This is a genomic window from Marinactinospora rubrisoli (assembly GCF_042664915.1).
Lineage (GTDB): Bacteria > Actinomycetota > Actinomycetes > Streptosporangiales > Streptosporangiaceae > Marinitenerispora > Marinitenerispora rubrisoli.
Genome location: NZ_JBHTBH010000003.1, coordinates 280,109 through 302,512 on the forward strand (window position 1 = coordinate 280,109; position 22,404 = coordinate 302,512).

The following is a 22,404-nucleotide window of genomic DNA, read 5'->3' on the forward strand; positions in this document are numbered from 1 at the left end:
GCGGAGACGCGGGCGGGGGACGGCCGTGTCCGGCCCCTGTGGCGTATATCAAGTCTGAGCTACCGTGAATTTGTGCCTCCCAACACAGAAGTCGAGGTGCGCCGGAGTTCCCGTCGTCGGCGAACCGTGTCGGCCTATCGAGACGGGGAGAAGACCGTTGTGCTCGTACCGGCCAGCTTCTCCCGCGCCGAGGAGCAGCGCTGGGTGGATCGCATGCTGCAGCGGCTGGCCGCGCGCGAGGAACGGCGCCGGCCCAGCGACGACGCGCTGCAGGCCCGCGCGACCGAGCTCGCCGAGCGCTATCTCGGCGACATGGTGCGGCCGGCGAGCGTGCGGTGGGTCGACAACCAGAACGCCCGATGGGGGTCGTGCACCCCCGCCGACCGGTCGATCCGGCTCTCCCGCAGGCTGTCCGGGATGCCCGGGTGGGTGGTCGACTACGTGCTCATTCACGAACTGGTCCACCTGGTGGTGCCCGGCCACGGCCGCGACTTCTGGCAACTCGTGCAGCGCTACCCCAAGGCCGAGCGCGCCCGCGGCTACCTGGAGGGCGTCAGCGCCGCCCCCCGGCTGGCCCCGGGCGGCGGCATCGATCTGTCCGACGCCTACTGAACCCGCGCCGGCGCCCCCCGCGTCCCCGTGTTGAGCGACCGGAAGGAAAGTCCCCCGTGCAGCGTATCGCCGCCGTGCTCCTCACCCCCCGGACCGGATCGGCGCCGCCGCCGGGTGTGGACGCGCGGCGCTTCGCCGCGGCGGTGACGGAGGACACCTACGAGGTCGTCGCGGGCCTCGCGCAGTGCGACCCCGCCATCGTCGTGTGGGCCGAGGAGGGGCCGCCCGCCGCTCTCGCCGAACAGGCCGCCGCCCTCACCTGGCCGGGCACACCGGTGCTGGCGGTGCACGGGCCCGGACCGGTGCGCCGCGCCCTGGACGCCCTCACCGGCCCGGAGCCGGGGCAGGCGGTCCTGGTGGCCGCCGACGCCCCCGACCTGCCGCCGCTGCTGGTCGGCAAGCTGTTCCGTGCACTCGGCACGGCCGAGGTCGCCGGCTGTCCCGCCGAGGACGGCACCCTCGTCGCGCTCGCCGCACGGCTGCCCGCGCCCGCCTGGCTGGGGCGAATCTCCCTCGACGATCCGGCGGCCCTGACCACCCTGCGTGCGGCCCGCCCGCACCGCCGCGCGCTGGCGACCGTCCCCGGCTGGCACCGACTGCGCGCCCCCGCCGACATCCACCGTCTCGACCCGGGCCTGGAGGGGTGGGAGTCCACCCGCGCGGTGCTCACCGCCGGGTGACGCGCCACCCGGCGTTGACCCGCGCGACCACTGACCGTCGCACGCCCATCGCCCGGACCGGCCACACTGGCACCCCCCGCATCCCCCGGCGAAGGGAGCACGCATGCCCCCGTGGAGCCCCGCGCGCGCATGGCGCCGAACCCTGGTCCTGGCCTGCGCCCTGGTCGTCCCGTTGCCGACGGCGGTGGCCGCCGCCCCGTCCGCCGAGGCCGCGCACCTCACCCCCTTTGCGGCCGTCGACCAGTTCATCGGCACGGAGATGGACACCACGCAGAACAAGAGCAACGACGCCTACGGCAACACCTTCCCGGGCGCGGCGATGCCGTTCGGGATGGTGCAGTCCAGCCCGACCACGTACCGGCCGGGCGACCCGCTGGTCGGTGAGAAGGGCGGATACGAGTACACGGCCGACCTCATCCGCGGGTTCGGCATGACGCGCTACTCCGGATCGGGCTGCACGGGACGCTACGGCGGGTACGAGTTCCCGGTGATCCCGTTCGCGGGCGAGTTGCGGGACGGTGCCCTGCCGGCCGACCCGTCCACCGACATCAGGGACTACTACCTGGGCTTCGACCACGCCGACGAGGTGGCCGAGCCCGGCTACTACTCGGTCGCGCTGGAGAACGGCGTCGATGTCGAGCTCACCGCGAGTGAACGCGCGGCCGTGAGCCGCTTCGACTTCCCCAGGAGCGGCGACTCCACGCTGATCCTGGACGTGTCGGGGCCGAACAACCGGGTCTTCGGCAGCGAGGTGACGATCGACCCGGAGACCCGCACGGTGAGCGGGTGGATGCACGGCGTCGACATCTGCGACAACGGCAACAACTACCGGGCGTACTTCTCCACCACCTACGACCAGGACTTCGCGTCGTACGGCGTCTGGAAGGACGGCGAGCTGACCCCCGGCGCGACGCACGCCGAGAAGAGCACCGACGACCTCGGAGCCGACTTCCGCCACGACACCGGAGCCTGGCTCACCTTCCCCGATGGCGCCCGGGTGACCGCGCGGACCGGCCTCAGCTTCGTGAGCGTGGAGAACGCCGCGGAGAACCGCGAGACCGAGGTCGGCGAGGCGGGGTTCGGCCACGTGCGCGCCCAGGCACGCCGCGCCTGGACGGAAGCGCTCGGCACGATCGACGTCGCCGGTGGGACCGCGGAGCAGCGCACCAAGTTCTACACCGCCCTCTACCACGCGCTGCTGCACCCCAACGTCCGCGACGACGTCAACGGCGAGTATCTCGGCTACGACGGCGAGGTGCACACCGTCGAGACGGGCCGGCACTTCTACCGCAACTTCGCCGGCTCCGGGTGGGACATGTACCGCAGCCAGGCGCAGCTCATCGCGCTCACCTTCCCCGAAGTCGCCAATGACATCAACCAGTCGATCGTGCTGCTCACCGAGCAGACGGGATCGTGGGCGCCGGGAGCGGCGCGCATGCAGGGCGACAATCTGCAGGTGATCGTGTCCACCCTGGACGACATGGGCGCGACCGGCTACGACCGTGCGGCCGCCCTCGCCTCCATGGTCGGCACCCAGGCGCTGCCCGCGACGGCCACGACGCGGACGGACGGGTACCAGTACTTCGCCACCGGGCTGATCGAGAACCGCAAGGGAGACTTCGCCACCTCGCGGGTCCTGGAGTACGCCATCGACGATTTCGCGATCGCGCGGCTCGCCGGGCGCCTCGGCGACGAGGCGGCCCACGGCCGCTTCATGGCGCGCGCGCAGAACTGGCTGAACGTCTTCGACCCCGAGACCCGGCACATTCGCCCGCGCGAACGCACCGGATTCGACCGGGACTTCGACCTGCGGGTCCGCGACGACGGTGCCGGGCGCGGCCAGTTCAACCAGTCCACCGGGTACCAGTACGGCTGGCTGGTGCCGCACAATCTCGCGACGCTGATCGAGCGGCGCGGCGGCGTCGAGGAGTCCATGGCGGCGCTCGACGTTCTGATGGCGGAGCTGGACGCCGGTGCCTACACCCAGACCGGGAACTACCTGTCCAACCAGCCCGCGTTCAGCACGCCCTGGGTGTACAACTGGCTGCGCGCGCCGGAGAAGACCACCGACGTGCTGTACCGCGCGGTGGAGGAGATGTACGACACCTCCCCGTCCGGGCTGCCCGGCAACGACGACCAGGGGTCACTGAGCGCGTGGTACGTGTTCGCCAACCTCGGGGTGTTCCCGACGATCTACGGAACCGGTGACCTGGTCGTCAGCGCGCCCATGTTCGAACGGATCACGATCGATCCCATCGACGGCGACCGCGACATCCGGATCACCGCCCGTGGGGTCGCGGACGGGAACCGCTACACCACCGGCCTGCGCGTCGACGGCACTCCGCAGACCGCGTCCTGGATCGACGCCGCGTTCGTCCGCTCCGGCGGCACCCTGGACTTCGAGATGTCGGCGAGCCCGGGCGACTGGGGGACCGGGGCCGGCGACGTGCCGCCCTCCTACACCGAGGGCGTCGACGCGCGCAACAACGTCGGCACCACTCCCGACGGCCGCGGCGAACTGGGCTCGCTCGACCTCAGCGACTGGTCCCTGTCCCGTGAGAGCCTGGCCGAGGCCGGAGCGGCGCCGGGAGCCGAGCTGCCTCTCGACGGCACGGGGATCGTGTTCACCTGGCCGGACACCGAACCCGGCGAACCGGACAACTGGCTGCCGCACGGGCAGCGGATCGACCTCGACGACGCCTCGGCCGGCAGCATCGCGTTCCTCGGCCTGGCGACCAACGGACCCGCGCGGGGGACGGCCACGGTCGAGTACACCGACGGGTCGACCCAGGAGGTGGCCGTCGAGTTCCCCGACTGGGCCGCGCCGACGCCGTCAGGGAGCACCGCGGTCGTCACGGTGCCGGGGCGCAACAACGCCGACGGGTCCACCGGTGGCGGCACCTTCCGGGTGTTCGCGACGCGGCCGGCGGCGCTCGACCCCGGGAAGACCGTTGCCGCGGTGGTCCTCCCGCAGGGCACCGACCAGGGCATGATGCACGTCTTCGACGTGGCGACGGCGGAGTAGCCCGCCGATCGTCCGCCGTCGCGCAGCGCGCGCCGTCCGCTCCCCGGGCGCGGTCGCCGCAGGTGGCCTCCTGGCAAGCGGGCGGCGTCTGCGTGCACTGCCCCGGGGTGCCGGCCGGGCCGCACTCGGGGCGGCGCACCGCAGGCACGAGCAGGGCTCGGGCGCGGTGCGCACAGGGGGGAATGGAGACGGCAAATGGGGGGCAGGCGGGCGATGTCGCCGTGGATCGCACCGAATCCGGAGGCGCGGTGCTCGCGGTGTGGCACGGAGGTCCCGTCCTCGCACAGCACCGGCGCCCTGTAGAGCGGGCGTGTGCCGTCCAAGGACATCGCCCGTGTCTCCGGATCCGTGTCGGTGACCGCAGATGGTGCAGGCAGTCGCGGACGCGCAACGCGTCATCGTCGGCGCGCTGATCGCGGCACCGGCGCGATGTGTATCCGGGTATCTGACAGGGCGCCGGAACCTTCCCCGCGCAACCGTCAGATCAATGAGCGGAACCGGTACCCGCCCGGCGGTCGTCCCACCCCGAGCGAGTCATCCGGCCCCCGGAGTGGCCGCCAGACGGCCCCCGGCGTTCCCATGGAGAACCGGCCGAAGGCCGGGCAGGGGCCTGCCGTGTTCCGCCATGAGGACGTCGCCCCGTCCTTCACCGAATCAACGACTCAGAACGCCGTTCACGCGGCCGCGCGGCGTGCCACTGGATCGTGGCGGGACCGGGCCGCCGTCCACTACGGCGGCCCGCAACGCCGGACGGCCGTGCCGGCACGGGACCCGGGCGGCCAGGACGACCGCCACGGACCGCGGTCAGCCCCCGCTGGGGACGGCGCCGCGCACCGCCGCCGACGCGGCGGCCGCGAGCGCCCGGCAGGCGTCATCGGAGGGTTCGGGGAGGGCGTCGATCGGGAACCAGCGCAGATCGTCGGATTCCTCGGCGACGCGGGTCAGCGCCGCACCGGCCGGGGCGACCGCCGCGTACTGGACGTCGAGGTGCCATGAACCGCTGCCGCATCCCACCCGGTGCCGGTCCAGCCGGAGCGGGGAGGGCAGCAGCCGCAGACCCGCGATCCCGGACTCCTCGGTGGCCTCGCGCAGCGCGACTCCCGCGAGGCTGCGGTCCACGGGTTCACAGTGCCCGCCGACCTGCAGCCACAGGCCGATGCGGCGATGCAGCGTGAGGACCATGCCGCGGCCCTCGGGATCGACGATGGCGGCGCTCGCCGTCACGTGGCCGGGGCGGCAGGACCGCCACATCCCGTCGGGGTGGCGGTCCAGGTGCGCGAGGTACTCCCGGCGCAGCTCCTCCTGCGCCGGATCCGGAGCCTGCCACTCCCGCAGTACCGAGCGCGCGTCCTCGTGCAGTGGCTCCGGCACGGCGCGCGCGGACTCCGTCGCCGGCGTCACCGGCCGCCGTCCGGCCGCTCCGGGCCGTCGGCGCCGTCGTCGCCCTCCGGCTTGGTGTCGTCGGTGAACTGAGAGATGTCGATGTCGGCGGCCTCGTCGCCCGTCTGCCCGCTCACGAACGGCCCCGGGTCGTCGAGGTCGGCGCTGGACGGCATCAGGTCCGGGTGCTGCCACACGGCATCGCGGCCCTCGACCCCGCGCGCCTCGCCCAGTGCGGTCCACAGCGTGGCGGCCTCGCGCAGCCGGCGCGGCCGCAGTTCCAGACCCACGAGCGTGGCGAAGGTGTGCTCGGCCGGGCCGCCGCTCGCGCGCCGGCGCCGTGCCGCCTCGGCCAGCGCCGCCGCGTGCGGCAGCCGCCCGGCGACCGACGCGTCCACGACGACCGACACCCAGCCCTCGACCAGCGCCAGCGTGGTCTCCAGCCGGGCCAGCGACGCCTTCTGCTGCGGCGTGTCCTGCGGCTGGAAGAGCCCCTGGCCCTCCGAACCGCTGAGCGCCTCCTGGAGCGCTTCGGGGTTGGAGATGTCGATCCGGCCGAGCTTCTCCTCCAACGCGCTCATGTCGAAGGACATGCCGCGCGCGTACTCCTCGACCAGCGTGAACACGTGCGAACGCAGCCACGGAACGTGCCCGAACAGCCGGTGGTGCGCCACCTCGCGCGCGGCGAGGTAGAGCCGCACCTCGTCCAGCGGGATGCCCAGTCCCTCGCCGAACGCCGAGACGCCCGGCGGAAGCAGCGCGGCCCGGCCGTCGCCGGCCAGCGGCACGCCGACGTCGGTGGAGCCCACGACCTCGCGGGAGAGTTCACCGATGGCCTGGCCGGCCTGCTGGCCGACCAGCATCCCGCCCATCTGCCGGACCATGCCGAGCAGCGGGCCAGCCATGGACTGCATCTCACCCGGCAGGTTCTGCCCCATCGACTCCACGATGCGGGAGGTCAGCGGCTCGCACAGCCGTGACCAGGAGTCCATGGTCTTCTCGATCCACTCCGAGCGGCTCCACGCCTCCATGGTGTGCACGCCCGACGGCAGTGAGGCACCCTCGTTCACCCACAGGTCGGCGAGCCGGAGCGCCTCCTGCACCTGCGCGTACTCGTGCGCGCTCACGCTCGGGTCGCCCTGCTCGGACACCAGGTGCCGGGCGATGTTCCGCGCCATGTCCCAATTGATGGTCCCGGAGGCACCGCTGGAGCCCGGCGCCGATTGCGCCGCCATCATGTCGGCGAACTGGCGCAGCATCTGTGCCATCTGCTGCGGGTCGCCGAACGGGAAGCCACCCGGGACGTTCGGGAGGTCTCCGCCTGGGCCGCCGTTGCCGGACCCCGAGCCGGAGTTACCCGACCGGCGCCCGGACTCGTCGTCGGGGTCGTTCGGCATGCTGAAACCAAAAGGCAGGTCACTCACGATTAGACCTCAGGCAGGATAGGAATGTCTCCACTGTCACGTTAGCTGGGAGCCGCCCGGAGTGAACACTCAATCTGGCCAGGTTCGCCCACAGCACAGCACGGCCGCCGGGGGGCTGACGGTGGCGGTCACCGGAGCCGCCACCGGCGTCGGGCGCATGCTTGTGGAACGCCTGTTGGCCCCCGGAGGTTCCGGGTCCGCCCCGGCCGTCGGCGGCGGGGCCCGCATCGGCCGGGTGATCGCCCTGGACGAGCAGCGCGGCGACCTCGACGGGCCCGTCTGGCGGATCGCCGACGTCCGCGATCCGCGGCTGGCCGCGCGGCTCACCGGAGTGGACGTCCTGGTGCACACCGACGACGACCGGACCCTGGAGCGCTCGCCGAGAGAACGCCGGGCGCGCAACGTCCGGGCGGCGCAGACCGTGCTCACGGCGGCGGCGGCCGAACGGGTTCCGCGGGTCATCCTGGTGACCAGCACCATGGTCTACGGCGCCGACCCGGCCAACCCCGTCCCACTGGAGGAGACCGCCGCGCTGCGGGCCGAGGCCGGAGACGGCCTGGTCAGCGACTTCCTGGAGATCGAGGAGGTCGCCGAACGCGCGCGCCGCGGGCACCCCGGGCTGTCGGTGACGGTGGTGCGGCCGGCGCCGCTGGTCGGCCCGGGCGTCGACACACTGCTCACCCGGCACTTCTCCGCGCCCCGGCTGCTCACGGTCAAGGGGTGCGAGCAGGTCTGGCAGTTCTGCCACGTCGAAGACCTGGCCAGCGCCCTGGACTTCGCCGTCCGGCACGGCACCGACGGCAAGGACGGCGCGTTCGCGGTCGGCTGCGACGGCGCGATCGGCCAGGCGGAGGCGCGGGAGATCGCCGGGCTGCGCGATTTCGAACTCCCCGCGAACCTCGCCTTCGGGGCCACCCGACGGTTGCACCAGGCCGGCATCACCCCCGCACCCGCCGGCGACCTGCGCTTCCTCGTCTACCCGTGCGTCGTGGACTGCGGCACACTTCGCGACGCCGGCTGGCGGCCGGCCCACGACAACGCGGCGGCACTGCACGCGCTCCTGGACGCCCGCTCCGGCACGCCCGCGCTGGTCGGGCGCAACCTCGGCCGCAAGGAGGCCACCATCACGGCGGCGAGCGCGGCCGGTGCCGCCGTCGCCGCCATCGGCACCGCCGCCGCCGTGCGGCACCTCCGCAAGCGCCGCAGGGGCTGACCGGACGCCGGAGCCGGAAGGGGATCGTGGTCCGGAACGCCCCCCTTGATACCGTCGTGAGGGTGGAAGCCATCACATTGGCGGAACTGCGCGACGCGCCGCTCTCGGTCGACGAGGTCATCGCCGCCGTACAGGACCCGCGCGCGGGCGGGACCGCGTTCTTCGTCGGCACGGTCCGTGACCACGACCACGGGCGTGGTGTCACAGCGCTGTCGTACTCGGCGCACCCCAGCGCCCCGGACGAACTGCGGCGCGTCATGGAGAAGGTGGTCGCCGACACCTCGGCCGACGGCCGCCCGGTGTGGCGAGTCGCCGCCGTGCACCGGGTCGGCGACCTCACCGTGGGCGACATCGCCGTGGTCGTGGCCGCCGCCGCAGGCCACCGCGAGGAAGCGTTCGCCGCCTGCCGCCGCCTGATCGACGACATTAAGGCGGAGGTGCCCATCTGGAAGCACCAGGTCTTCGACGACGGCGACACCGAGTGGGTCGGGGCCTGCGAGTAGCGGGGGGAGATCCATTTCGAAGCGCCGGGAGCAGCGGGAGGAGTTCCGGCGGCTCTACGAAGCGGTGAAGCGCGATCCGGACTCGGCGATCGGCGCGGCCCTTCGCAGAATCGAGGCCGGCGAGGACCCCGGCGACTTCACCGCCACGCTGCGCAAGGCGATTCAAGGCGCCAAGGACGAGAAGCAGGCGCGGGCCGTCATCAACCGGATCGGGCGGAAGTACCGGAAGAAGTTCCCGCAGTAGCCGGACGAGCGGGGCTCCTCGGGGGCGCGTGGCCCGTTGAGCCTGTCGATGACGGCGGAACGACGATCGATCGGGTGCCACTTCCGGCCCGGCGAGGGGATGGTCTCCCCACCGCTTAGGCTGTCCCTCATGTTCCGTCGTGCGATGACCCTTATCGTCGCGGCCGTCCTCCTGGTCGGCCTTGCGGTCGGAGGGATGTTCCTCCCGGTTCCCTACCTCGTCGCCTCGCCCGGGCTCGCGCTCAACACCCTGGGGGAGCGCGACGGCGAGCGCGTCATCCAGATCGACGGGCGGGAGAGCTACGAGCACGACGGCGGACTTTCCATGGTCACCGTGCAGTACGTGGGCGGGCCCGGGAGCCGGCTGGATCTGTTCACCGCGTTGAGCGCGTGGCTCTCGCCGACCCAGGCGGTGCTGCCCGAGGAGGCGATCTTCCCGCCGGACCGCAGCGTCGAGGAGATCACCGAGTCGCAGACCCTGCAGATGGACGACTCCCAGCAGGCGGCCGTCGCGGCGGCGCTCGGTGAGATGAACATCGACTACCAGCGGCGGGCCATGGTGGCCGGCGTCTCCGAGGGGCTGCCGGCCGATGGCGAACTGGAGGCCGGCGACGTCATCGTCGCGGTGGACGGCGCCGCCGTGACCGGCCGGGACGAGGCGGTGCGGGCGATCCGGGACCGCGAGCCCGGCGACCCGGTGCAGCTGACGATCCAGCACGACGGCGACGACCGGGACGTCACCCTCGACACGACCGACCTGGAGGGGCAGCCCGCCGTCGGCGCGCTGATCGGCGACGACCTCACCTTCCCCTTCGACGTGCACATCAGCGTCGGCGACATCGGCGGACCCAGCGCCGGCATGATGTTCGCACTCGGGGTCATGGACCACCTCAGCGAGGAAGGACTCACCGGAGGCCACCAGATCGCCGGCACCGGGACGATCACCGCGGACGGCGTGGTCGGCGGGGTCAGCGGGGTCGAGCAGAAGATGGTGAGCGCCGAGCGGCAGGGCGCCGAGTACTTCTTCGTCGCGCGGGAGAGCTGCGCACAGACGCTGAACTCCGCCGCGACCGGCGAGATCGACGTGGTCGCGATCGAGGAACTGGACGACGCCGTGGCCGCGCTGGAGGCCATCCGCACCGGCGAGGGTCTGGACGAGCTGCCGCGCTGCTCGTAGCCCGCGCCGTGCGGCCGCTCTGGTCGGGCTCGCCGTTTCGCTTTCCTGCGCCGTCGACACGGGGGGCCTTCGGCCGTTGGCATCGACGGCTCCGGACGCTCGACGGCTCGCCCTTGGTGTTTCTGGTCGGGCTCGCCGTTTCGCTTTCCTGCGCCGTCGACACGGGGGGCCTTCGGCCGTTGGCATCGACGGCTCCGGACGCTCGACGGCTCCCCCTTCCGGCGACCCCGCCTATTCTTCCTCGTCCAACGTGAGCGCCAGTGCCGAGGTGAGCGCCGGTACGAGATCGGCACCGTTGAGCACCTGGTCGTCGCTGTCGTGGCTGCGCATCCGCAGCGCCGCGTGCCGGCCGCCGTTCCGCAGCACGCCCGCCACCATGCGGATCTCCTCACGGCCCGGCTGGTCCTGCGCCCAGGCGGCGGCGTCGGCGCCCCGCGGTGGGTCGAGAGTCTCGTCGGAGCCCCGCACCACCAGCCGCTCCATGACCAGCGCGCAGCCGACGACGGCGTCCGGCCAGGCCATTCGGCCCAGCGCCTCCTCCAGCGGCATGTCGGCGGGCAGCGGCTCCTGCTCGACCGGGGTCAGGTCGGCGGCGTCGACCGGTTCGGCGACTCCCAGCAGCCGCGCGAGCCCCGGCTCGCGCGCCAGCAGGTCGGCGGTGGGGACGAGCGCGTACACGCGCACAGGCTGGTCCCATCCCTGTTCGGCGGCGTGGCGCTCCAGGGTCAGGACGGCGTCGCGGATGTCGAATGACTCGGAAAACTCGGAATCGGGCACCGCTCCATGGTGGACCATGCCGGCCGCCGCCGCAGCCGCCCCGCGTTCGCCCCGCCACGGGACGCGGGTTTCGCCGAGTATGGTCGAGGTGGCGGCTCGGACCCGGTGGTCACCCGGCACCGTGGCCCGTCCCTGGTGCTCGGCGCGAGGGCCGGGCGCGGGACCACACCACTTCGGTGGTGGATCGGGAACCAAGCACGTCCCGCCAAGAGTTGCCAACGTAAGGGACAAGTCTTCGTTGTCCGTAGTACCCGATCAACAGCCATGACGAGGGGGAGGCGTGAGCTTCCGACCGCCCGGCGCACCGACTGCGCGCATGCCCCGTCGACCACGGCTGCTCGCGCCCGTCGCGGCAGCCGTGGTCGTCATCATCGCGGGCATCATGCTGGCCGCGAACTTCTGGACCGATTACAAGTGGTTCGACTCGGTCGGCTACACCACGGTCTTCCTGACCGAGCTGCGCACCCGAGCCCTGCTGTTCGTGGGCGCCGGCCTGCTGATGGCGCTCGTCGTCGGCTCCAGCATCTACCTTGCCTACCGCACCCGGCCCGCCTACCGGCCGCTCAGCCTGGAGCAGCAGGGGCTGGACCGGTACCGTGCGTCGGTCGATCCGCACCGCAAGCTCTTCTTCTGGGGCATCCTCGGCGCGCTGGCGCTGCTGACCGGTGCCTCGGCCAGCGGCGAGTGGCAGACCTTCCTGCGGTTCGTCAACTCCACGGAGTTCGGCACCGAGGACCCGCAGTTCAACATCGACATCTCGTTCTACGCCTTCATCTACCCCTTCCTGCGGGTGATGCTCGGCTACCTGTTCACCGCCGTCGTGATCGCCTTCATCGGCGCGGTCATCGTGCACTACCTGTACGGCGGGGTCCGGCTCCAGGCGCACGGCCAGCGGGCCACACCGGCGGCGCGGGTGCACCTGTCGGTGCTGCTCGGGGTGTTCGTGCTGCTGAAGGCGGGCGCCTACTGGCTGGACCAGTACGGGCTGGTGTTCTCCAACCGCGGGTACACCACGGGTGCCTCCTACACCGACGTCAACGCGGTGCTGTACGCCAAGATCATCCTGGCCATCATCGCCGTGGTGTGCGCCGGGCTGTTCTTCGCCAACATCTACTTCAAGAACGCCATGGTGCCCATCGTCAGCCTCGGGCTGCTGGTGCTGTCGGCGGTACTGGTGGGCGGGGTCTACCCGTGGATCGTGCAGCAGTTCACGGTGGGGCCGAACGAGCAGCGGCTGGAGCAGCCCTACATCCAGCGCAACATCGAGGCGACCCGTGAGGCGTACGGGATCGCCGACTCCGAGGTGACCACCTACGACGCCCACACCGAGCTGACCCCCCAGCAGCTCGCCCAGGAGGCGTCCACGATCCCGAGCGTGCGCCTGGTCGACCCGTCCGTGGTGTCGCAGACCTTCCAGCAGATGCAGCAGGTCCGCGGCTTCTACCAGTTCCCCGAGGTGCTGGACGTCGACCGGTACCAGACCCCCGAGGGCGACACGGTCGACACCATCATCGCCACCCGCGAGCTGAGCGGCCCGCCCGAGGGCCAGGACCGCTGGCTGACCCGTCACCTCGTGTACACCCACGGATTCGGCATCGTGGCCGCGGCCGGCAACCAGGTCGACGCCGAGGGCCGCCCGGTCTTCACCGAGTACAACATCCCGCCCACCGGCGAGCTGTCGGAGGTCACCGGCGACTACGAGCCGCGCATCTACTTCGGGCGAGAGGGTGCCGAGTACGTCATCGTCAACGCCGAGCCCGAGTACGACTACCCGCTCGACGCCGAGACCGAGGACGTCCCCACCACCGAGGACGCCGTCACCCCCACCGCCTCGCCCGAGGCGGACAACGCCCAGGCGCCCGCCGACGGCCGGACCGGCCAGGACGCGGAGCAGGGAACGGACGAGGGCGCCGGTCAGCAGCGCGCCGACGGCGGTGCGGCCGAGCCCTCGGCGAGCCCGGAAGAGGACGGCGCGACCGCTGAGAGCAACGACTCCGGCCAGGCGACCAACCACTACGACGGCGACGGCGGCGTCCGGCTCAGCAACTTCCTCGACCGCATGCTGTACGCGGTGAAGTACCAGGACCTGGACATCCTGCTGAACAGCGCCATCAACAGCGAGTCGCAGATCATCTACGAGCGGGACCCGGCCGACCGGGTCGAGATGGTCGCGCCGTTCCTGACCGTGGACGGCAAGCCCTACCCCGCCGTGGTCGACGGCCGGGTGGTGTGGATCGTGGACGGCTACACCACGTCCAACGGCTACCCCTACGCCACCTCGATCGACCTCGCCCAGGCGACGACCGACACCTTCACCGAGGGCACCGACACCGTCAACGCGCTGCCCGGCAATCAGGTCAACTACATCCGCAACTCGGTCAAGGCCACCGTCGACGCCTACGACGGCACGGTCACGCTGTACGGGTGGGACGAGGAGGACCCCGTCCTCCAGACCTGGTCCAAGGCGTTCCCCGGTGTCGTCACCACGTCGGACGAGATCGGCGACGAGCTGATGTCCCACCTGCGCTACCCGGACGACCTGTTCAAGGTGCAGCGGGAGATCCTGAAGCGCTACCACATCACCGACGCCAACGCCTTCTACGGTGGCCAGGACTTCTGGGACGTCCCGTCCGACCCCACCCAGGAGGGCGACAGCCCCGAGCCGCCGTACCGCCAGACGCTGCGCTACCCGGGCGACGATGACGCGTCGTTCTCGCTGACCTCGACGTTCGTGCCGCGTGGTCGCGACAACCTGGCGGCGTTCATGGCGGTGGACAGCGACCCGTCCTCGGACAACTACGGGCAGTTGCGCCTGCTCGAACTGCCCCGAAGTACCGTGATCCTCGGGCCCGGGCAGGTGCAGAACGCCTTCCAGTCCGACGCCGGGGTCCGCGAGGTGCTGCTGCCACTGGAACAGAGTTCGGCCCGGGTGACCTACGGAAACCTGCTCACCCTGCCGTTCGCGGGCGGCCTGCTGTACGTGGAACCGCTGTACGTGCAGGCCGGTGGCGGCGATCAGGCGTCCTACCCGCTGCTCCAGCAGGTCATGGTCGGGTTCGGTGAGGAGGTCGCCATCGGGCGCAACCTCCAGGAGGCACTGAACAACCTGTTCGACGGCGGCGACGGTCCGCTCCCCGAGGACGACGGCGCCTCCGAGGAGGGCCAGCAGGACGCCGCGCCGAGCGGCGACCTGGCGTCGGCTCTGCAGGACGCTGCCGACGCCTACGACCGGGGCCAGGAGGCGCTGCAGGACGGCGACTTCGCGGCCTACGGCGAGGCGAATGAAGAGCTCAAGGACGCGCTGGACCGCGCGGAGCAGGCTTCGCGCGAGGCCGGCGCCGAGTAGCCGCGTTCGAGGCGGTGGCGGGGCGGAGAGCCGGAGGGCTCCCCGCCCCGCTCCGTTCCCGGACACCGCCGGGCGCGGTGGCGGTCAATTCACCTCCGCGGCCCTGATAGAGTCGTAGACGTCGACGCGGGGTGGAGCAGTTCGGTAGCTCGCTGGGCTCATAACCCAGAGGTCGCAGGTTCAAATCCTGTCCCCGCTACCAAATCGGAGGCCCGGTACTCACCACGAGTACCGGGCCTCCGCCGTTTCCCGCGCACGTTCACGAGAAATCCCGCACGCGGTTCCGGGCGGCGCCCGGGGCGGGCGCGGGTGCGGCGCCGGGGCCGGGGAAACCGATTTGCATTACGGCTGGGGTATCCCTAAAGTGAACAACACATCGACGCGGGGTGGAGCAGTTCGGTAGCTCGCTGGGCTCATAACCCAGAGGTCGCAGGTTCAAATCCTGTCCCCGCTACCAAGCCGGAGGCCCGGTACTCACCACGAGTACCGGGCCTCCGCCGTTTCCCGGCTCCGGCCGATGCGGACGGTCACAGGCCCATGTCGATGACGAGCTTGCCGAAGAACCGCTTGCCCGCGAAGTCCTGCTGGGCCCGCCGGAGTTCGGGAAGCGGGTAGCGGCCGGCGAGGAGCGGGCGCAGCCGGCCGGCGGTGATGAGGGCGACGAGGTCCGCGAACTCCTCGTGCGTGGCGAAGGACGATCCCACGAGCGTGAGCTGGCGCAGGTAGACGGTCCGTAGGTCGGCGGTGACGAGCGGGCCGGCGATCGCCCCGGCGGTGACGTACCGTCCGAACGGGCGGAGCGCGTTCAGCAGGCCGCCGAGGATCGGACCGGCGACCACGTCCGCGACCACGTCGGCCGGTCCCACGCCCGCGGCGTCGAGAGCACCGGCGATGTCGGGGCAGTCACGGTCGAGCACCGCCTCGGCGCCCAGCTCCGTCGCCTGCTCCCGCTTGCCCGCTCCCACCATGGCCACGGGCCGCGCACCGCGTGCCCGCGCGAGCTGGATCAGCGCCGAACCCACGCCGCCGGACGCCCCGGTGATCAGCACCGTCTCGCCTCCGGTGACGGCGGCCCGGTTGAGCATGCGCAGCGCGGTGGCGTAGGCGGTGGGGAAGGTGGCCAGTTCCGCGTCGGAGAGAGGGCTGTCGACGCTGATCGCGTTGCCCGCCGGCACGGTGACGTAGTCGGCGAATCCGCCGTCGCGTTCACTGCCGAGGTAGTGCAGCCGGGTGGTGTCGGCCAGCGCCCGCTCGTCCCCGTCGTACAGCATGGGGTCGACGATGACGCGCTGCCCGACGCGGCCGGCGTCGACGCCGTGCCCCACCTGGTCGACCCGCCCGACGACGTCGGCGCCCTGAATCCGCGGAAAGGCGACCGGTTCCCGGCGCCAGCCGGCCGTGGCCTCCGCGTCGGCGGGCGACCCGTAGCGCCCCTCGCGTGTCCAGATGTCGGTGTTGTTGAGGGCGGCCGCGCCGACCCGCACGCGCAGCTCGCCCGGCCCGGGGGCCGGGTCGGGCGCGTCGTCGTGGTACCGCAGCATCTCGGGACCGCCGAAGCCGGTGAGGAACTGGGCGCGCATGCAACCTCCAAGAGATGTATACCGAACGGTATGGTTACCGTGGCAGCCCAGGTCGGCATATGTCAACACACCGGTCGGTATACTTGGCGTGGTCCGCGACACCCAGCACTGAGAAGAGCCGCCATGGTCGACGCTCCCCCGCTCACCCCTGCTGCCCGCCGCGTCCTGGACGCGGCGTCCGACCTCTTCTACCGCGAAGGCATCCACGCGGTCGGTGTGGAGGCGATCGCCGCCGCCGCGGGCGTCACCAAGAAGACGCTCTACGACCGCTTCGGATCGAAGGACCGGCTCGTTGCCGCCTACCTCCGAGCGCGCGACGCCCGTTGGCGCACCTGGCTGACCGAGTACGTCGCCGCGCGGGCCGGGGATCCGGCCGCCGGCCTGCTGCACACCTTCGACGCGCTGGGGGAGTGGATACGCGCCGAGAACCCGCGCGGCTGCGGCTTCGTCAACGCACTCGCCGAACTACCCGACGCGGAGCATCCGGGGCGTGCGATCATCGCGGCTCAGAAGCGCTGGCTGCGGGAAGAACTGACCGCCCTCGCGACGGCCGCCGGTGCCCGGGATCCGCAGGCGCTCGCCGAGCAGCTGCTGCTGCTCCACGAGGGAGCCACCATCGCCCACGGCACGGCCGCGGCGGCGGACCCGGTGGGGCGGGCGCGCGCCGCGGCCGCCGTCCTGGTCGAGCACGCCGTCGCCGCAGAGGGCCGATGACGGTTCGGGGAACGGCCGGACGCCGCCCGGGTCACGCCTCGACGCGGAAACCGTCACAGGAGATGAACGGCCCGTCCCCGCCCTCGCCGGTGGACCACACGACGGTGTACGTCCCGTTGGGCAGGGTCTGCGGCCCGTCGTCGAAGTGGTTCGGGAACACCAGCTCGGACCATTCGTCGCCGCCCAGTTCGGTGGAGGCGACGTGCTCGGTGCCGTCCGGGGTGATCACGCGCACGCTCACCGGGCCCTCGGTGGTTCCCGAGGCATCACGCAGGGCCAGCCGCGCCGCGTTGTCGGACACCTTCGTGCGCGGCACCGACGTCTCCCAGGTGCCCTCGACGCGGGTGCTCACCCGCGGCTCGCAGGTGTGGGTCCCGGCGTCGAAGCGGACCTCCTCGGCCGCCGCCGTGTCGTCGGGGCCTTCCCCGGCGGCGGAGCTCGGCACGAGCATCGCCTCCAGCTCCTGCTGGGTGGGGTTGTCACCGCCTCCGCAGGCGGACAGCAGCAGGATCCCGGCGGCCGCGACGGGCAGCATGCGCCGGGCCGGCCGACGCGTGACAGAGAGCAGCGAGATGTGGAGGGGAAGCACGAGCGCAGAGTACTACGCACCGAGGCGCCGTGCGGACTCCTCGTCGCGGCCGACGCGCGCGGCCGGAGACACGTCCCCGCCGCCGGGGCCCGGCCGCTCCGCGGACGTCAGGTCAGCCGCAGCGGCGTCGGCCCGCCCTTGAGCGTGGTCAGCACCTCATCGTGCAGGAGGCCGTTGCTGCACACCAGTGGACCGCCGTCGCAGAAGTCCCGTCCGTCCAGGCCGGTGGCCCGGCCACCGGCCTCCTCCAGGATGACGGGCAGCGGCGCGGCGTCCCAGAGCGACAGTTCCGGCTCGGCGGACACGTCGACGGCGCCCTCGGCGACCATCACGTGCGACCAGAAGTCGCCGTAGGCGCGGGTCCGCCACACCGACCGGGTGAGCCCGAGGAACGACTCCAGGCGGCGCTGCTCCTCCCACCCCGTCAGGGAGGAGTAGGAGAAGGAGGCGTCGGAGAGCTGCGCGACCTCGGAGACCCGGCAGCGGCTCGCCTTGGTCAGGCTGCGACCGGTCCACGCGCCGCCGTCCTTCGACGCCCACCACCGGCGCTGCAGCGCCGGCGCCGAAACCAGGCCGACTACGGGGCGGTCGCCGTCCAGCAGGGCGATCAGCGTCGCCCACACCGGCACGCCACGCACGTAGTTCTTGGTGCCGTCGATCGGGTCGATCACCCAGCAGCGGGTCCCGCTGCCCGACCTGCCGTACTCCTCGCCGAGGACGGCGTCGCGCGGCCGCGCCCGGGAGAGCACGCTGCGCAGCGTCTCCTCCACCGCGCGGTCGGCCTCGGTCACCGGTGTGAGGTCCGGCTTGGTGTCCACGCGCAGGTCGAGCGCGCGGAAGCGCTTGAGGGAGGCATCATCGGCCGCGTCGGCGAGGACGTGGGCGAGACGCAGGTCGTCGTCATAGGGCGCCATGGGCGGTAACGCTACCTGGCCGCGCCGCAGGCGGGCAGCCCGGCGCACCCGCGTGACCAGAGTGTTAGTGAGGCGGGGTCGGCACGCCGCGGTTGTCGTCGCGATCCGGAAGCCGTGAGACTGGGGATCGTGAACGCATCGACTCCGTTTCCCGACCCGCATCCCAGCACGCCGGAGCGGCGAGCCGCCGAGCGTCCGGAGCCGTCGGCGCCAGCGGCCGGAGGCCCGATCGCGTCGGCGGTGGAGGGGAGTGAGGTGGTGAGTGCGACCGGGAGCACGGAGCGGCGAGCCGCCGAGCGTCCGGAGGCGTCGACATCGCGTGCCGTAGGCCGTTCTGTGTCGGCGGTGGAGGGGAGTGAGGTGGTGAGTGCGACCGGTAACACAGAGCGGCGAGCCGCCGAGCGTCCGGAGCCGTCGGCGCTCTCGCGCGTAGCGCCTTCTGCGTTGACGGTGGAGGGGAGCGAGGTGGGAAGTGCGACCAGTAACACAGGGCAGCGAGCCGCCGAGCGTCCGGAGCCGTCGGCGCCAGCGGCCGGAGGCCCGATCGCGTCGGCGGTGGAGGGGAGTGAGGTGGGGAGTGCGACCGCGAGGGTGACCAGAGGTCCCGCCTTTCTCTTCGACCTCGACGGAACCCTCATCGACAGTGTCTACCAGCACGTCATCGCCTGGCGTACCGCACTGGCGGAGATGGACATCGACCTGTCGGTGTGGCGGATCCACCGCCGGATCGGCATGAGCGGCGGGCTGTTCGTTTCGGCGCTGATGCGCGAGACCGGCCGCGACCTCACCCCGGAGCAGGTCCGTCGGCTCCAGCAGGCGCACGCGCGCGAGTTCCTCCGGCGCCACGAGCTGGTGCGGCCACTGCCCGGCGCGGTCGAACTGCTCCACGAGCTGAGTGATCGCGGTGTGCCCTGGGCCATCGCCACCAGCGGGCGCAGGCAGACCGCCGGAGCGGCACTGGGGCTGCTCGGCCTCCCCGAGGACACCCCCATGGTCACCCGGGACCTCGTGCGGCACGCCAAGCCGGACCCCGACCTCTTCCTCGCCGCCGCCGAACTGCTCGGAGTGGATCCGCGCAACTCGATGGTGGTCGGCGACAGCGTGTGGGACCTGCTGGCCGCCCGGCGGGCCGGTGCCCTGGGCGTGGGGCTGCAGTCCGGCGGGTACGGCCGCGAGGAGCTGGAACGGGCGGGTGCCTTCCGGGTGTACGCGGACCCGCTCGACATGCTGGAGCGGCTGGACGAACTGGGGGTCCGCAACGCGGTGGCCGAGGAGGAGTGACGGCGAGGCGGACGTCGCTGACCTGCGGATCCACGCCGCGTTCGGCTGCCGGAGCGGCTTAAACACATGACGGCGGCCCCGGGGCTCTGCTTGCATGGAGACATGCCCGACGACGAACGTGTGAGGTTGCTCGGCCTGATCAGCGCCCCCGAGCGGCTGCGGGTCTTCGCGGCCCTCGTGCTCGGGACCTCCGGCAGTGAGGCGGTCGCCGAGCGTGCCGGCCTGCCGCTCAAGGACGCGCTGCGCGCGCTCAGCCAGCTGGAGCAGGGTGGGCTGGTCGGCCGGGAAGGCGTGCGCTGGACCGCCCGGCCCGAGGTGCTGCGCAACGCGGTCGCCGCGGCGTCGCCGCCTCGGCCGCGCGACGACCTGGCCGAGGCGGAACGGGAGGAGGCCGCGGTCTTCCGCGCGTACACCCGGGAGGGGCGCATCACCGCGATGCCCGCGCATCGCAGCCGCCGCCTGGTCCTGCTGGACCACATCGCGCGCATCTTCGAACCGGGAGTGCGCTACACCGAGGCGGAGGTCAACGCCTTCCTGCACGCCTTCCATGAGGACCACGCGATGTTGCGCCGCCTGCTGGTGGACGAGGGGTTCCTCGACCGCGACGCCTACCACTACTGGCGGTGCGGCGGGACGGTCGAGGTCTGAACCCCGATCAGCGAGCGGGCGCGCGCAACTCCGCGGGCGGCTCCGCCGGCAGCCCGACGGGCATGACCCGGAGTTCTCCGCCACCCGACGTGTGCTCCAGGTTCATCGCGACCCAGCGGCCGTCGGGCGACCACGCCAGGCCCGCGACGTCGGCACCGGGCCGGTGACGCAGAACGACCTTCCGGTCGCCGAGCCGGTGCACGAGGACCACGTCGTCCTCCATGGGGGCGTCAGCGGGTGAGCCGGCGGTGATCAGGTACCCACCGCACGGGCTCACCGCCAGACCCGACACCCGCCCCGCGACATCGGAGATGCGGTCAACGACGACCCTGGACTCCGGGTCGATGACGTGAACGTCCCGTGCCATCCCCGCGGCGAACAACCGGGACTCGTCCGTGGTGAAGGCCGCGGTCTCGACCGCGACCTCCTCGACGCCGGGCACCGGAACCCGCTGGCCGTCGACCAGGAACTCCACGCCGTCCACCTGCCCGAACTCGATCCGGTGCCGTCCGGTGCGGGACCGGGCGAATCCCTGTTCCAGCGGCACCTCGACCGCTGCCCGCGCGACGACGTCGTACGCCCGCTGCACGGTTTCCAGCGAGTCGAAGTCGGTGCGCGCGACCACGTGTTGACCGGGGACCCACTTCAGGTTCCAGGTCAGATCGGAGTCCGGGAGGTCGAAGCGGGCGTGCTCCGACCAGTCGGCGCAGTCGTACACGACCACGTCCTCGTCGTCACCGTCGACGGCCAGAAAGCGGCCGTCGTCGGAGAACGCCACACCGTGGGGCCCCTCGTCCCCGAAGGGGCGCAGTTCGAGAGGCGCGTGCACGTCGGGCACATGCGGGAGGTCCGCGCCGCTCGGGTCGTCGGCGTCCATCGGGTACCAGGCGCTGCCCCAGGCGTCGCCCGGCGACAGGTGTTCGATCCAGGCCGGATCGGTGACCCGGACGACGTAGTCGGCCTGCACGAGCAGCTCCTCATCGCGCCAGCGGCCCTCGCGTTCGTAGTAGAAGTCGTGCATCCGGTCCCAGGCGTCCTCGCGCGGAGGGTCATTGCGGACGGCGGTCCGCTCGACCTCCTCGACGAACCAGCGGGCGTTCTCGACCACCCAGCCCTCGCCGAGCATCTGCTCGACGGAGACCGCCTTGCCGATCGGATGCGCCCAGCGGCCGGACTCCCACAGCAGTCCGAGGAAGAAGCCGGGATCCCGTTCGGGCGGCGCCGTATAGTGCCGCGTGGCGGTCTCGTAGTAGACGACGAAGACGCGGAGCCGCACTTCGCGGCGGTCGAGGTCGACGCCGAGGACACGGGCTCCGTAGAGATCGGTGGACATGGGCGGTCGGCTCCGGACTTCGTCAGACGGTGGCGGGCGAATTCGGTGAACCTCGGCCGGGGAGCCGAGTGATCACGAGGGGAAACTATCCGCCGGATCGGACACCAGGCCCGTTCGTGCGGCCTCCGCCCGGCGAGCGCTCGGAACCGCTCGTCAGGGCCGAGCGTCGTGTACCGCCTTCCGAGAGGCGTTGGACGCTTTACGCTGCGGTTATGGGAGAAGCAGCTCGCGAGCTACCGTTGACCGAGTCCAACGGTCCACTCGCCGACTCCTGCGAATCCGTTCGTCCGGATGGAACGGTGACCTGCCTGACGCGACACGGCCGGCGAGGTGCGGCGATCGTTCCTGCGGATCTCGTCGCCGCGCTTGAGGCGGCGGAGGATCGTGCCGACGCCCTCGAAGCCGATGCCGCGATGGCCGAACCTGGAGAGTCGATCCCCTGGGACCAGGTCAAGGCTGAGGCCGGCCTGTGGTGACCTACGAGCTCAGACCGCGGTCGTGAGCGCGTAAGGCGTTCCGTCGTCTTGGGGCGTCCGAGCATCGGCTGATCGCTGGTGCCTTGGACGAGTCGCGTCGCGTTACCCGCCACGACCGGTGGAAGGCGACGTGTACCGGAATCCGGTTATCTGACCGGACACCGGAACCTTCCCCGCGCAACCGTCGGATCAATGAGCGGAACCGGTGCGCCCGGCGGCCGTCTCGGTGGGCCTCCTTCCGCATTCTGTCCGGTTACGGCTAATCTGAGGCATTGTGTGTGGTCCGACCGCTGTACTGCGCATGGTCCTGTTCTCCATGACGCTCACGAGCACCGACGACGCGCTGTGTCGCGCCCGGTGCCCGCGGCGGGTGCGCTGACGCGCCCGTCCCATCCCGAGCGAGTCATCCGGCCCCCGGAGTGGCCGCCAGACGGCCCCCGGCGTTCCCATGGAGAACCGTCGTGACCACGTCCGCCACCCCCGCGTCGC

General features: G+C 72.0%; 19 protein-coding genes and 2 tRNA genes. 14 read left to right on the plus strand and 7 right to left on the minus strand.

What is annotated here, in order from left to right:
- Nucleotides 1-72 precede the first annotated feature (72 nt).
- The 3 genes from ACFQRF_RS08045 (at nt 73) to ACFQRF_RS08055 (ending at nt 4,317) form a co-directional block, all read left to right on the plus strand.
- Nucleotides 73-612 carry a M48 metallopeptidase family protein gene (locus ACFQRF_RS08045; protein ID WP_379870125.1) on the plus strand — a complete coding sequence of 180 codons (540 nt, stop codon included), beginning with the start codon at nt 73-75 and terminating at the stop codon, nt 610-612.
- Between the two features lie 56 nt (nt 613-668).
- A complete protein-coding gene (locus ACFQRF_RS08050; RefSeq protein ID WP_379870126.1) occupies nt 669-1,292 on the plus strand; it encodes a hypothetical protein in 624 nt (207 codons plus the stop codon).
- A gap of 103 nt (nt 1,293-1,395) precedes the next feature.
- Entirely contained in the window at nt 1,396-4,317 is a 2,922-nt protein-coding gene (locus tag ACFQRF_RS08055; RefSeq protein ID WP_379870128.1) for a GH92 family glycosyl hydrolase, read from the plus strand.
- Nucleotides 4,318-5,121: 804 nt separating this feature from the next.
- Here the strand turns inward: ACFQRF_RS08055 and ACFQRF_RS08060 are convergent.
- Nucleotides 5,122-5,688 (minus strand): NUDIX hydrolase, encoded by a 567-nt coding sequence (locus ACFQRF_RS08060; RefSeq protein ID WP_379870129.1) that lies wholly within the window; start codon nt 5,686-5,688, stop codon nt 5,122-5,124.
- A 26-nt stretch (nt 5,689-5,714) separates the two neighbouring features.
- The gene (locus ACFQRF_RS08065) at nt 5,715-7,121 is read right to left on the minus strand and encodes a zinc-dependent metalloprotease (protein ID WP_379870130.1); all 1,407 of its coding nucleotides are present in this window, start codon (nt 7,119-7,121) and stop codon (nt 5,715-5,717) included.
- 115 nt (nt 7,122-7,236) lie between these two features.
- On the opposite strand from ACFQRF_RS08065, the gene ACFQRF_RS08070 reads away from it, so the two are divergent.
- The 4 genes from ACFQRF_RS08070 (at nt 7,237) to ACFQRF_RS08085 (ending at nt 10,257) form a co-directional block, all read left to right on the plus strand.
- The gene (locus ACFQRF_RS08070; RefSeq protein ID WP_379870426.1) at nt 7,237-8,334 is read left to right on the plus strand and encodes an NAD-dependent epimerase/dehydratase family protein; all 1,098 of its coding nucleotides are present in this window, start codon (nt 7,237-7,239) and stop codon (nt 8,332-8,334) included.
- Between the two features lie 62 nt (nt 8,335-8,396).
- Complete coding sequence (locus ACFQRF_RS08075; protein WP_379870132.1) at nt 8,397-8,837, plus strand: molybdenum cofactor biosynthesis protein MoaE; 441 nt, start codon at nt 8,397-8,399, stop codon at nt 8,835-8,837.
- 64 nt (nt 8,838-8,901) lie between these two features.
- Nucleotides 8,902-9,081, plus strand: a complete 180-nt coding sequence (locus ACFQRF_RS08080; protein WP_379870133.1) for a hypothetical protein — start codon at nt 8,902-8,904, stop codon at nt 9,079-9,081.
- A gap of 129 nt (nt 9,082-9,210) precedes the next feature.
- On the plus strand, nt 9,211-10,257 hold the full coding sequence (locus tag ACFQRF_RS08085; RefSeq protein WP_379870135.1) for a YlbL family protein: 1,047 nt from the start codon (nt 9,211-9,213) through the stop codon (nt 10,255-10,257).
- A gap of 231 nt (nt 10,258-10,488) precedes the next feature.
- On the opposite strand, the gene ACFQRF_RS08090 is transcribed toward ACFQRF_RS08085, so the two are convergent.
- A complete protein-coding gene (locus ACFQRF_RS08090; protein ID WP_379870136.1) occupies nt 10,489-11,034 on the minus strand; it encodes a PPA1309 family protein in 546 nt (181 codons plus the stop codon).
- 316 nt (nt 11,035-11,350) lie between these two features.
- Here ACFQRF_RS08090 and ACFQRF_RS08095 point away from each other — a divergent pair, with 316 nt between their 5' ends.
- The 3 genes from ACFQRF_RS08095 to ACFQRF_RS08105 all read left to right on the plus strand — a co-directional run bounded on the left by ACFQRF_RS08095 (nt 11,351) and on the right by ACFQRF_RS08105 (nt 14,837).
- A complete protein-coding gene (locus ACFQRF_RS08095; RefSeq protein WP_379870138.1) occupies nt 11,351-14,380 on the plus strand; it encodes a UPF0182 family protein in 3,030 nt (1,009 codons plus the stop codon).
- 125 nt (nt 14,381-14,505) lie between these two features.
- Nucleotides 14,506-14,582: transfer RNA gene (locus ACFQRF_RS08100), tRNA-Met, on the plus strand.
- A gap of 178 nt (nt 14,583-14,760) precedes the next feature.
- Nucleotides 14,761-14,837 (plus strand) — tRNA-Met (locus ACFQRF_RS08105).
- Nucleotides 14,838-14,907: 70 nt separating this feature from the next.
- Here the strand turns inward: ACFQRF_RS08105 and ACFQRF_RS08110 are convergent.
- Nucleotides 14,908-15,960 (minus strand): alcohol dehydrogenase family protein, encoded by a 1,053-nt coding sequence (locus tag ACFQRF_RS08110; protein ID WP_379870140.1) that lies wholly within the window; start codon nt 15,958-15,960, stop codon nt 14,908-14,910.
- Between the two features lie 123 nt (nt 15,961-16,083).
- Here ACFQRF_RS08110 and ACFQRF_RS08115 point away from each other — a divergent pair, with 123 nt between their 5' ends.
- A complete protein-coding gene (locus ACFQRF_RS08115; protein WP_379870142.1) occupies nt 16,084-16,674 on the plus strand; it encodes a TetR/AcrR family transcriptional regulator in 591 nt (196 codons plus the stop codon).
- Nucleotides 16,675-16,705: 31 nt separating this feature from the next.
- Here ACFQRF_RS08115 and ACFQRF_RS08120 read toward each other — a convergent pair whose 3' ends face one another.
- Together ACFQRF_RS08120 and hisN are read right to left on the minus strand one after the other, a co-directional pair.
- Nucleotides 16,706-17,263: a hypothetical protein gene (locus tag ACFQRF_RS08120; RefSeq protein WP_379870143.1), complete on the minus strand. Its 558-nt coding sequence runs from the start codon at nt 17,261-17,263 to the stop codon at nt 16,706-16,708.
- 107 nt (nt 17,264-17,370) lie between these two features.
- Entirely contained in the window at nt 17,371-18,177 is an 807-nt protein-coding gene (gene hisN / locus ACFQRF_RS08125) for a histidinol-phosphatase (protein ID WP_379870145.1), read from the minus strand.
- A gap of 591 nt (nt 18,178-18,768) precedes the next feature.
- Here hisN and ACFQRF_RS08130 point away from each other — a divergent pair.
- Entirely contained in the window at nt 18,769-19,458 is a 690-nt protein-coding gene (locus ACFQRF_RS08130) for an HAD family hydrolase (protein ID WP_379870147.1), read from the plus strand.
- 102 nt (nt 19,459-19,560) lie between these two features.
- A complete protein-coding gene (locus ACFQRF_RS08135) occupies nt 19,561-20,106 on the plus strand; it encodes a DUF2087 domain-containing protein (RefSeq protein ID WP_379870148.1) in 546 nt (181 codons plus the stop codon).
- Between the two features lie 7 nt (nt 20,107-20,113).
- Here the strand turns inward: ACFQRF_RS08135 and ACFQRF_RS08140 are convergent, their stop codons facing one another.
- Nucleotides 20,114-21,439: a WD40 repeat domain-containing protein gene (locus tag ACFQRF_RS08140; protein ID WP_379870149.1), complete on the minus strand. Its 1,326-nt coding sequence runs from the start codon at nt 21,437-21,439 to the stop codon at nt 20,114-20,116.
- Between the two features lie 212 nt (nt 21,440-21,651).
- Here ACFQRF_RS08140 and ACFQRF_RS08145 point away from each other — a divergent pair, with 212 nt between their 5' ends.
- The gene (locus ACFQRF_RS08145; RefSeq protein ID WP_379870151.1) at nt 21,652-21,915 is read left to right on the plus strand and encodes a hypothetical protein; all 264 of its coding nucleotides are present in this window, start codon (nt 21,652-21,654) and stop codon (nt 21,913-21,915) included.
- The last annotated feature ends 489 nt before the right edge of the window (nt 21,916-22,404 follow it).